Origin of the sequence: Aquabacterium sp., from assembly GCF_049274795.1 — a bacterium.
Lineage (GTDB): Bacteria > Pseudomonadota > Gammaproteobacteria > Burkholderiales > Burkholderiaceae_C > Aquabacterium.
Genome location: NZ_JBASTH010000044.1, coordinates 1 through 11,457 on the forward strand (window position 1 = coordinate 1; position 11,457 = coordinate 11,457).

The 11,457-nt window shown below is 62.0% G+C and carries 11 protein-coding genes; 9 read left to right on the forward strand and 2 right to left on the reverse strand.

From position 1 onward, the window contains the following. From WAQ08_RS07385 to flgB, 8 genes are all read left to right on the forward strand, one after another. Positions 1-426 (forward strand): HAD-IC family P-type ATPase (locus WAQ08_RS07385; RefSeq protein ID WP_422190498.1); only part of this gene is annotated, 426 nt, incomplete at its 5' end. 85 nt (positions 427-511) lie between these two features. Further along, positions 512-883, forward strand: a complete 372-nt coding sequence (locus WAQ08_RS07390) for a hypothetical protein (RefSeq protein ID WP_304795160.1) — start codon at positions 512-514, stop codon at positions 881-883. 127 nt (positions 884-1,010) lie between these two features. Continuing rightward, positions 1,011-2,303, forward strand: coding sequence for a TolC family protein (locus tag WAQ08_RS07395; protein ID WP_422190500.1), 1,293 nt, complete (start codon positions 1,011-1,013; stop codon positions 2,301-2,303). An 11-nt stretch (positions 2,304-2,314) separates the two neighbouring features. After that, positions 2,315-3,715 carry an efflux RND transporter periplasmic adaptor subunit gene (locus tag WAQ08_RS07400; protein WP_230181364.1) on the forward strand — a complete coding sequence of 467 codons (1,401 nt, stop codon included), beginning with the start codon at positions 2,315-2,317 and terminating at the stop codon, positions 3,713-3,715. A gap of 18 nt (positions 3,716-3,733) precedes the next feature. Continuing rightward, positions 3,734-6,928, forward strand: a complete 3,195-nt coding sequence (locus WAQ08_RS07405) for a CusA/CzcA family heavy metal efflux RND transporter (protein ID WP_338440261.1) — start codon at positions 3,734-3,736, stop codon at positions 6,926-6,928. Beyond that, positions 6,925-7,890 (forward strand): cation diffusion facilitator family transporter, encoded by a 966-nt coding sequence (locus WAQ08_RS07410; protein ID WP_290732208.1) that lies wholly within the window; start codon positions 6,925-6,927, stop codon positions 7,888-7,890. The genes WAQ08_RS07405 and WAQ08_RS07410 overlap by 4 nt, the downstream gene beginning before the upstream one ends. 234 nt (positions 7,891-8,124) lie before the next feature. After that, the gene (locus WAQ08_RS07415) at positions 8,125-8,622 is read left to right on the forward strand and encodes a DUF4124 domain-containing protein (RefSeq protein ID WP_338440262.1); all 498 of its coding nucleotides are present in this window, start codon (positions 8,125-8,127) and stop codon (positions 8,620-8,622) included. 54 nt (positions 8,623-8,676) lie between these two features. After that, positions 8,677-9,198 (forward strand): flagellar basal body rod protein FlgB, encoded by a 522-nt coding sequence (gene flgB, locus WAQ08_RS07420; protein WP_338440263.1) that lies wholly within the window; start codon positions 8,677-8,679, stop codon positions 9,196-9,198. A gap of 45 nt (positions 9,199-9,243) precedes the next feature. On the opposite strand, the gene WAQ08_RS07425 is transcribed toward flgB, so the two are convergent. Continuing rightward, the gene (locus tag WAQ08_RS07425) at positions 9,244-9,393 is read right to left on the reverse strand and encodes a hypothetical protein (RefSeq protein WP_422190504.1); all 150 of its coding nucleotides are present in this window, start codon (positions 9,391-9,393) and stop codon (positions 9,244-9,246) included. Between the two features lie 225 nt (positions 9,394-9,618). Here WAQ08_RS07425 and cadR point away from each other — a divergent pair, with 225 nt between their 5' ends. Further along, a complete protein-coding gene (gene cadR, locus WAQ08_RS07430; protein WP_422190506.1) occupies positions 9,619-10,071 on the forward strand; it encodes a Cd(II)/Pb(II)-responsive transcriptional regulator in 453 nt (150 codons plus the stop codon). 91 nt (positions 10,072-10,162) lie between these two features. On the opposite strand, the gene WAQ08_RS07435 is transcribed toward cadR, so the two are convergent. Further along, complete coding sequence (locus tag WAQ08_RS07435) at positions 10,163-11,401, reverse strand: DUF1173 family protein (protein ID WP_058088280.1); 1,239 nt, start codon at positions 11,399-11,401, stop codon at positions 10,163-10,165. Between the last annotated feature and the right edge of the window lie 56 nt (positions 11,402-11,457).

The window sequence follows — 11,457 nt, forward strand, 5'->3', positions numbered from 1 at the left end:
GAAGCCCGAGGTAACCTCTTGCCCGAGCACAAGCTCGACGCTATCAAAGACCTGCAAAGACTGCATGGCCTGACCGCCATGACGGGCGATGGCATCAACGATGCCCCCGCGCTGGCGCAATCAAACATTGGTTTTGCCATGGGTGGTGCTGGCACGGACACGGCCATGGAAGCGGCCGATGTCGTGGTGATGAACGATGACCTCAGGCGCATCCCGGAGACCATCCGCCTGTCCAGGCTGACGCACGCCATCCTTTGGCAGAACATCTCGCTGGCGCTGGGCATCAAGGCCATCTTTTTTGTGCTGGCGGTGTTTGGCGGCGCCACCATGTGGATGGCGGTGTTTGCCGACATGGGTGCCAGCTTGCTGGTGGTGGCCAACGGTTTGCGTTTGCTCAAGGTTGATGTGAGCCAAAAAACAGGCTGACGCTGATACCCACATCCATTGGCTCCGATAACTGGCGCTTTAAAGCTGTTCACCGACCCAGTCAACCATCTATACTGATCTCCGTATGCGCCGCCTGCTGTGTGTTTTTTTGCTGATATGGTTTCCGCTCCAGATGTCCTGGGCAGCGGTGGCCAGCTATTGCCAGCATGAAACAAGCCCGCAAGCCAGCCACCTTGGGCATCATCAGCATGCCCACCAGGACTCGATCGATGGCAAGGGCCAAAACGGCTCAAGCAAGAACGACCAGGGCAGTACCAAGCAATCCGGCATCGATAACGATTGCGCGACCTGTCACTTCAGCGCCGCACCACCAGTCTGTGAAGCACACGAACCCGTGTTGAAGTCACACAAGACGTGGGTGAGCCTCGCACAACGAGGCCATGCCTCGCACATTCCCAAAGGGCTCGAACGCCCTGACATACGTCTCGCCGCTTAATTCGGCGAGACGGCTGCTGCTTCAGCATCATTTCTATCCATAGATAGCCAGGCCACACCACGGCCATTTCTCGCCGAATTCCCCCTTTGTTGTTTCCCACAACCCGGAGAATTCGATGCACAGGCTCATGGCGCCATTGGCAACGCTCGCAGCGTTGACCACGGCCACGCTCTTTCCTTCCACGTCCTTTTCGCAAGTCGCGCAGGCATCGCCCGCCCAGGTGCCGCTCAGCGCTGCCTCCGCGCCGGCCCCCACAGTTCAGCCGCTGACGCTGGCTGAAGCCATCAGGCTCGCACTGCAGTTCAGCCCCCAGATCGTGGCCAACCAGCAAGAGTTGGCGGCCAGCGACGGCACGGTCATTCAGGCTGGCGCCCGACCCAACCCAGAGATTCAGGCCTTGATCGAGGACACCCGGCGGGAAAGCCGGACCACCACGGTCCAATTCAGTCTGCCCATCGAGCTGGGCGGTAAACGGTCAGCCCGGGTCTCGGTCGCCGAGCTTGGGCGGGCTCAAACCGCCGTGGACGTCGAAGGACGCCGTGCGCAAATCCGGGCCGACGTGTCCGATGCCTTCTTCGGTGCGGTCATCGCCCAGGAGCGCGTCCAATTGGCGCAGGCCTCTGCCGAACTGTCGGGCCGTGCTGCGGATGCGGCATCCAAGCGCGTCCAGGCCGGCAAGGTCTCCCCCGTCGATGAGACACGCGCCAAGGTGGCTCATGCTGGCGTGCGCGTAGAGCTACGCCAAGCTCAAGGCGAGTTGCGATCCGCCCGCCAACGCCTGTCGGCCCTGCTCGGCCCCGCCGCGCCCCGGGCTCAGGTGCTGGCTTGGCAGTCCAATGCGCTGCCCGCCTTGCTCAGCCCAGACACGTCGCTGACGGATGTACCCGCGCTTCGCCAAGCCAGGCTGGAGGTTGATCGACGACAAGCCATGGTCGAGCTCGAACGCGCACGCCGCATTCCCGATGTGACCTTGACCTTGGGGGCCAAGCGTGATCAACAAGTCGGACGCAACCAGACGGTCATCGGCCTGTCCATTCCAATTCCGGTGCTGGACACCAACCGAGGCAATCTCCTTCAGGCCCTGCGACTGCACGACAAGGCCGAGGCCGACCTGCAAGCCACCCGGATCCGGGTCGAGACCGAATGGACCCAACTGAGCGAGCGCCAGCGCTCCGCGCAAGCCGAGGTCCAGGCCCTGAAAGAAGAGGTGTTGCCCGGCGCAGAAAGCGCCTGGCAGGCCGCCACCACAGGCTTCGAGTTGGGCAAGTTCAGTTTCCTGGACGCGCTGGATGCCCAACGCACCTTGTTCCAGGCCCGCGCCCAATACCTGCGCGCATTGAACGAGCTGTACCGCACCACCGCCGACATCGACCGCCTGTTGGGCACCAACACCGACGAGTCATCGACGGCCAAGCCATGAGAAAGCACTGCATGAACCACACCAAACCACAACGCCAGGCTGGGCGCATCAGCCGCCCCCAACTCATCGCCATCATTGCCATCGTCCTGATCGGGTTGGGGGCCAGCGCCTGGTTGCTCAAAAGTGCTCCCAGCGCACCAGCGGGCGAAGCCGCCGAGGAAGGCCATGGTCACGGGCATGACGAAGCCAAAGGCCACGATGATGGCGAGCACCACGATGAGAAGAAAGCCGATGCCGGTCACGATGAGGCAAAGGGGCACGACGACAAGGAACACCACGAAAAACCCGGCGCGCACGCAGAACACGACACGCTGGAGGGCGAAGGGGGCGAGGGCAAAGGCGCATCCAGCCCCGCCGGGGCCGACAAGCATGTCGAGGGTGAAGAAGAGCCGGTCCAGTTGAACGCTCAGCAGATCGCAGCGGGCGGCATCAAGGTCGAGGCGGTCGGCCCAGCCAGCATCCGCACCACGATGCAGTTGTCCGGGGAGATCAAGTTCAACGAGGACCGCACGGCCCACGTCGTGCCTCGTGTGGCAGGCGTGGTCGAAGCCGTCTCGGCCAGCCTGGGGCAACAGGTCAAGAAAGGCCAGGTGCTGGCCACCATTTCCAGCGTGCTGTTGTCAGAGCAGCGCAGCGAGTTGCAGGCGGCCCAAAAGCGTCTGACGCTGGCGCAAACCACGCATGCCCGTGAGAAGAAACTCTTTGAGGACAAGATCTCCGCGCAGATGGACTACCAGCAGGCGGTGCAAGCGCTGCGGGAAGCCGAGATCGCCGTGAACAACGCCAGCCAGAAGCTCAAGGCCTTGGGCGCCGCGCCCACGGCCAACGACTTGAACCGCTACGAACTGCGGGCACCGTTTGACGGCATCGTCGTGGAAAAGCACATCGCGCTGGGCGAGTCCGTCAAGGAGGACGCCAACGTGTTCACCCTGTCCGACCTGTCCACCGTGTGGGCCAACATCAATGTGCCAGCCAAGGACCTCAAGTTCGTTCGGGTCGGCGAGAAGGTCACCGTGAGCTCAACCTCATTCGACGATGTGGCCACCGGCATGGTGACCTATGTCGGCGCCCTGATCGGGGAGCAGACGCGTGCAGCCAGTGCCCGGATCGTGCTGACCAATCCCGGCCTGGCCTGGCGCCCGGGTCTGTTCGTCAATGTGGCGGTGACCTCGGGCGAAACCGCGGCGGCCGTGACCGTGGCGGCTGGCGCAGTGCAGGCGATGGAAGGCCGTCAAGTCGTCTTCGTCGAAGTGCCTGGCGGCTTTGAGGCCAAAACCGTGGAAGTGGGACGCAGTGATGGCGTGCGCACCGAGATTGTCAAAGGCCTGAGTGCCGGGGCGCGCTATGCCTCGACGAACAGCTTCGTCATCAAGGCCGAAATCGGCAAGGCTTCGGCCGAGCACTCGCATTGAGCCCAAGGACCACCCATCATGTTTGAACGCATCATCCGATTTGCCATCGAGCAGCGCTGGCTTGTGCTGCTGGCCGTCTTCGGCATGGCCGCATTGGGCATTTTCAGCTACCAGAAGCTACCCATCGACGCCGTGCCCGACATCACCAATGTCCAGGTCCAGATCAACACGCAGACCCCCGGCTACTCGCCGCTGGAAACAGAGCAACGCGTCACCTACCCGCTGGAGACCGTGATGGCCGGCTTGCCGGGCCTTGAGCAAACCCGCTCCCTGTCGCGCTACGGCTTGTCGCAGATCACCGTGATCTTCAAGGATGGCACCGACCTGTACTTCGCGCGCCAGATGGTGAACGAGCGAATCCAGGAGGCCAAGGAGCGGCTGCCCCAGGGCGTCACCCCGGCCATGGGCCCGATCTCGACCGGCCTGGGTGAGATCTACATGTGGACCGTCGAAGCCAAGGACGGTGCCAAGAAGGCCGATGGCAGCGCCTACACGCCGACTGATCTGCGCGAGATCCAGGACTGGATCATCAAACCGCAATTGCGCAATGTGCAGGGCGTGACGGAGATCAACTCCATCGGCGGCTATGCCAAGGAATACCAGGTCGCCCCACGACCCGAGAAACTCATGGCGCACGGCCTGACCCTGGTAGACGTGGTCAATGCGCTGGAACGCAACAACGGCAACGTGGGCGCAGGCTACATCGAGCGCGAAGGCGAACAGTACCTGATCCGGGCTCCCGGGCAGGTTCGGGACATGAAGGATGTGGGCGGCATCATCGTCAAGCACGCCGACGACGTGCCCATCCTCATCCGTGACATCGCCGACGTGAGCATCGGCAAGGAACTGCGCACCGGCGCGGCCACCGACAACGGCCGCGAGGTGGTGCTGGGCACCGTGTTCATGCTGATCGGCGAGAACAGCCGCAAGGTCTCTCAAGCAGTCGACAAGCAGATGGCCGAGATCAACAAGACGCTGCCCGCCGGGATTCACGCGGTGACCGTGTACGACCGCACCATCCTGGTCGACAAGGCGATTGCCACGGTCAAGAAGAACCTATTGGAAGGCGCCGTGCTCGTCATCGCCATCCTCTTCATGTTCCTGGGCAACATGCGCGCCGCCTTGATCACCGCCATGGTGATCCCCCTGTCGATGTTGTTCACCTTCAGTGGCATGGTCAGTCAGAAGGTCAGCGCCAACCTGATGAGCCTGGGCGCGCTGGACTTCGGAATCATCGTGGATGGCGCGGTCGTGATCGTGGAGAACTGCGTGCGGCGCCTGGCACATGCGCAAGCCCACCACGGTCGGCCGCTCACCTTGCAGGAACGATTCCACGAGGTCTTCGCTGCATCGCAGGAAGCACGGCGCCCGTTGCTATTCGGGCAACTGATCATCATGATCGTCTACCTGCCCATCTTTGCGCTGGCCGGTGTGGAAGGCAAGATGTTCCATCCCATGGCCTTCACCGTGGTGACGGCGCTGCTGGGTGCGATGATCCTGTCGATCACCTTCATCCCCGCCGCAGTGGCCTTGTTCATCGGCAAGAAAGTGGCCGAGACGGAGAACGTGGTGATCCGCAGCGCCAAGCGCGTGTACGAGCCCTTGCTGAACACCGTCATGGGTGCCAAACCCGTGGTGCTGACCGCAGCGGCGATGATCGTCGTGTTGTCCGGCGTGGTGGCCTCGCGCATGGGCAGTGAGTTCGTGCCCAGCCTGAACGAAGGCGACTTCGCGATTCAGGCGCTTCGCATACCCGGCACCAGCCTGACCCAATCGGTGGCCATGCAGGTCCAACTGGAGGCCCACCTGAAGGCCAAGTTCCCGGAAATCGAGCGCGTTTTTGCGCGCACCGGCACCGCCGAGATCGCTGCCGACCCCATGCCGCCCAACATCTCGGATGGCTACGTGATGCTCAAGCCGCTGGACAAGTGGCCCGAGCCCCGCAAGACGCGCGACGAAGTGCTGGCCGCCGTGCAGGCGGAAGTGGCCAAGCTGCCGGGCCAGAACTACGAGTTCTCCCAGCCCATCCAGTTGCGCTTCAACGAGTTGATCTCGGGCGTGCGAAGCGATGTCGCGGTCAAGCTCTTCGGTGACGACATGGACGTGCTCAACAGCACGGCCAATCAGATCGCCAAGGTGCTGCAGGCCATTCCGGGCGCGGCCGAGGTCAAGGTCGAGCAGACCACCGGCTTGCCGATGCTGACCATCAACATAGACCGTGACAAGGCCACACGATATGGCCTGAACGTCGGCGACATCCAGGACACCTTGTCCACGGCCATCGGCGGCCAGGAGGCCGGGACCATGTTCGAAGGTGACCGCCGTTTTGACATCGTGGTCCGACTGCCCGAGACCGTGCGCACAGACCTGCAAGCGATTCGCCGTCTGCCCATCGCCCTCAAGGGTGCCGAGGGCGATGCCACTCGCTTCATCCCCTTGTCAGAAGTGGCCGCCATCGACTTGGCCCCTGGTCCCAACCAGGTCAGTCGGGAGAATGGCAAACGCCGCATCGTGATCAGCGCCAATGTGCGAGGGCGCGACCTGGGCACCTTCGTCGCCGAAGCCGAAAAATCTTTGCAGACCGTGAAGATTCCGACGGGCTACTGGACCGTCTGGGGCGGACAGTTCCAGAACCTGCAATCGGCCACTCAGCGCCTGCAGATCGTGGTGCCGGTCTCGCTGCTGCTGGTCTTCGTGCTGTTGTTTGCCATGTTCGGCAACATCAAGGATGGCTTGCTGGTCTTCACGGGCATCCCCTTCGCGCTCACGGGCGGCATCCTCGCCTTGTGGCTGAGGGACATCCCGCTGTCGATCTCTGCGGCGGTCGGTTTCATCGCCCTGTCCGGAGTCGCCGTACTCAACGGGTTGGTGATGATTTCCTTCATCCGCAACCTTCGTGACAATGGGCTGGGTCTGGACAAAGCCATCCATGAGGGCGCCCTGACACGTTTGCGGCCTGTCTTGATGACGGCCCTGGTGGCCTCGCTGGGCTTCGTGCCCATGGCCTTGGCCACCGGCACGGGTGCGGAGGTGCAGCGGCCACTGGCGACTGTGGTGATCGGCGGCATCCTGTCATCGACGGTGCTGACCTTGCTGGTGCTGCCGGTGCTCTACCGCCTGATGCACCGCAAGGATGAAGATGAACCGCCCGAAGAGGACCCCATCGGCTTGATGCCACCCGCGAGCCCCGCTCCTGGCGGAGGCATCGCATGAGCGCTGGCCATGACCACGCCCTGCCCTCCAGCACCAACGAGCGCAATCTGCGTTGGGCGCTGGGGCTCACCTTCACCTTTCTGATGGCCGAGGTGGTAGGTGGCGTGATCACGGGCAGCCTGGCGCTGATCTCGGACGCGGCGCACATGTTCACCGATGCGGCAGCGCTGGCCATAGCGCTGGCCGCCATCCGCATCGCCAGGCGCCCCGCCAATGCCCGGCTCACCTTTGGCTATCACCGCTTCGAGATCCTGGCGGCGGCCTTCAATGCCCTGATGCTCTTTGCCGTCGCGCTGTACATCCTCTACGAGGCTTGGCAGCGCTTTGGCACGCCGCAGGATGTTCAGTCGGGCCCCATGCTGGTGATCGCCACACTTGGGTTGGTCATCAACTTGGTGAGCATGAGGCTGCTGAACGCCGGCAAGGATGCCAGCCTCAATGTCAAAGGCGCGTACCTTGAGGTGTGGAGCGATCTGCTGGGATCCTTGGGGGTGATCGTTGGCGCACTGGTCATCCGGTTCACGGGCTGGACCTGGATCGATTCGGTGATCGCCGTGGCGATCGGCCTGTGGGTGCTGCCACGCACATGGGTGCTGTTGCGCTCGACCGTCAACATCTTGCTGGAAGGCATACCAGAGGGCATGAACCTGAGCGAGATCGATCTGGCGCTGAGAGCGGTCCCGGGTGTCGTGGACGTGCACGATCTGCACGTCTGGTCCTTGACCAGCAACCGACCCAGCCTGAGCGCTCACATTGTTCACGACCCGTCAATGTCCGAGCCAGCCAGCCTCCTGTCCGCATTGCACCGCGTGCTGGCCGAACGAGACATCCACCACTCGACACTGCAGTGCGAGACCCAGGCTTGCGATCAGGCCAGCCCATTCTGCGACCTGGGAGACAAGCACGCCAGCGCTCATCGTGCTGAGGCTGGCATGGATCCGAACGCCAGGCCACCGCCTTGAACCGGAAGGAACGAGCATGACCGTGAGAGAACATGTGATGCCCTACGTGCTGGTCCTGGGCGGAGCGGCACTGTGCGTCGTGATTCCTTATGGGCTCTACCTGGAGTGGCGGGACAGAGCAAAGCGACGCATCCGTCGGCAGGAGCGCCAGCAAAAGCGCCGGGCGCTGCGAAGCAAGGGAGGCCGCTGACGCGGCGCTGCCCACATGTGCTCACCTCAGATGGAGACCCAAGCATGAAAGGCCATCAATGCCGCCTCGCCCCTACCGCACTGGCCCTCGTTATTCTTGGCAGCACCTTCACAACCATGGCCGACGAGCGGATTCTCTACAAATCAATTCTGCCCAATGGGCAGGTGGTCTACGGGGATGAACCAGAACCTCAGGCCAAGCGTTCAAGCGCCATCTCGGTCGAGCGACACCCACCCAACCCACAGGAGGCCGAGGCAGCCCAACGTGCGCTCGCCATGACGCGAGCGCAATTGTTGCGCGACGCAGCGGCCCGGGCCGTTCGGCTCAAGCAGCTGGACAACCAGATTGGCGATGCCTATGACGAGCTCCAGAACCTTCGCTCGAAACAGCTAGCTGGGCGTGAAGTGAGAGAAGGCGACCGCCAAGGTCGGCGCTTTTCTCATCAGTACGCTCAACGTCAGCGCGCCCTGCTGCTCGCCGCCGCACAAGCGCAACAACGTCTCGACAACTTGGTCACCGAACGCACTGCGCTGGGATATTGAGAGCGTGACAAGGCCACCGTCGTTCAAGCAGGCAACCTCCAAAAGGAACACGACATGCTGAAACCCATCCTGAGTCCTCAGCACGTGCCTGTGCCAGCCGCACCGTTGACATCGACGCCTCGATTGACGCCGCCCGTCGTTCCGCCATCGAACCCTTCTGGTGATCAGGAGGAAGACGATTTCAAAGAGCACGCGATCCTGCTGCGGGCCAAGCGACAGGAGGTATTGGCCTCCAACATCGCCAACGTCGATACACCGAACTACCAGGCCGTCGATCTTGACTTTCGTGCCAGTCTGCAAAGGGCCGTATCTCGCCAGAAGTCGGGCGATACCCCGCCCAGCGACCTTCTCAAAACCGCCAGTGCGCACCTGCCGGGACTGCCCGGCAGTCCATTCACCAGCACGGTGGCGCTTTCCTACCGAGTGCCAACCCAGAATGCGCTGGACAACAACAGCGTGGACATGGACATTGAGCGCGGACAGTTTGCCGACAACGCCATCCGCTTTCAGTTGGCCCTGAAAGCATATGAAGATGAATACACGGAGTTCAAAGCCGCATCAAGCAGCAACCGCTGAAGCCGGCGCGAATAGCCTGCATGTATGTTGAAGGTCAAACCCTGCTTAGCGAATGGCTTGCAGAGCCTGGCGCAACGCCTGCTCCGTGGCCTGGATGCCCAGCGTCCGAGCGCTCAGTTGAAACCTCAGTGCCCTGATGCCGGGGATGGCATCCACAGCGCGGCGGATTTCCGCCTCCTCTGAGGAACAGTCCATGGAGGAGATGTGGAACATGGCCCACCCAGCGTCCAGGGGTTTGGGCGAGATCACCGCCGCAGTGGATGCCCCCGTGCATCCGCAACTGTGATTTGCGCAGGCTGAGGAGCTGGTGGTTTCGGGCGATGTAGTACGTGGCGTGACCATGACCGCATTTGAAACCCTGTAGTAGATACAGAGTCAAGCGATAAAATGACCATATCTGCATGCCAACAGGAACCCGCCATGAAAATAGGTGACTTGTCAGCCCAGTCTGGCACCCCTGTGGAAACGATTCGCTTCTACGAGCGCGAGGGCCTGCTTCCAAAGCCTTCGCGCACCACCAGCAACTACCGGATCTATGAAGGGCCCCACGTCGAGCGTCTGGCCTTTATTCGCCACTGTCGATCACTGGACATGGCCCTGGATGAGATTCGGGCTCTTCTGGCGCTCCAGGCAGCCCCCAACGAAAGTTGTGAGGCCGTGAACAACGTGCTGGATGAGCACATCGAACACGTGGCCCAACGGATTCGAGAGTTGACCGCCTTGAAAAAACAACTGGTGGCCCTGCGGGGGCAATGTGCTCAGGCAAAAGACGTGGCGCATTGCGGCATCTTGAGTGGGCTTGGCCAGGGGGAGGCTCTTGAGCAGCCGACAGCTCGACAACATGTCTCAGCAAGCCACGGCAAACGCCGGTGATCGACACCTGCCAATCATCTGACCAATGTTTATCTCAGCCTTGGAAGGACTCAAGACGGTGGTCATCGGAGCCCATATGCCCGAGGTTCGCTCAATGACTCTTGGACGTCATTGCCTCTGGCAACGCAGGCATCTCTTCGGCACTCCACCAGAGCCAGGATGAAACACCGGACGTTCGCACCACGCGATCTTTTTCCGCCCGATCCTTCGGGGGCATGAATGCGCTGATGACATGCAAAGGCACCGGCAGACAACCGGCATCCAGCAACAAAGCATTGGGAAATGCAACGGCGCTCCTGGCGTCGTAACGCAGTGGTTTGACAAAGCGTCGGCCCTGAGAGACAAGCGCATGCACCAGCGGCAACTCGTGCACGCCCTCCACAGGGATCCAGTGCTCGCTGGTCAACATCAAACTGGCCGCATCAATTTCATAGGTGTGCTCACGGCGAGCGCGTATCAGTGCCACCAGCACCAAACGGACCTTGTATCCGCTGTCAGCGTCACGGGCTTCAAACAATGGCGCGAAGACCCGCTCAATGCGCTCCCAGGTCTTGGTGCCCACCAGCAGGGGGGCATCGGGCATGTGCTTGATCCAAACACGCCGACCCAGGGCCGTTACCTCGCTGACCTTGAACTCTCCGATGACCACCGCCAGAGGGCTTTGCCCTTCATGCGGATGCAAGACCGCCAGCTTGTTGCGACGGCGCTGAGCTACCTCGAATTTGCTGGCTTCGCTGAAGGGCTCGGGCACGTACAAACGCTCGCTCAACCCAGCACCCTTGACCATCACGTCCTCGGCCGCATTCATCAGGTATTTGTGCAGGACACCTTGATTGCGCTTGCCCTCCATGGCCGGGCTCCATCGGTTGAAGCCTGCTCGCTCGAACAGGAAGTGCATCAGGGCATGCAGGCTCATTCGTCGCCTGGGCGCTTCCACCTCGTTCACGTCATGCGTTTCACCTCGAACCAAGCTACGCCCCACCGTGCGCACCCATGGGAAGTCCACACGCAGTTGAATCTGGCCAGGAACCATCTCCAGAACAGCCTCGCCCACCAACTCGCCCAGGCCTGACTGTTGCCACTCTGGCTCAAAGGATGGGCACGATGGGTGATGCCGACACCCGGTTTCCGGCATGCGCTTGACAACGAACTGACGGTGCCGCGCCACGTACATCTCCACACCACCAGGAACACACAGACATCGGGGACGTTCGGGGGTCTCGTACACGTGAGCCAGCAGATCCTGCATGTCTGGCGCACTTGCATCCACCACCCGCCCTTTGATGGAAAAGCGCTGACTGTCGCCTTCAGCGCCTTGACGGGTGGGCATGGTGTTCACACCAGTTCATCGAGCAGTTGCTCGATGGTCGGCTTGTGGCGAGCCAG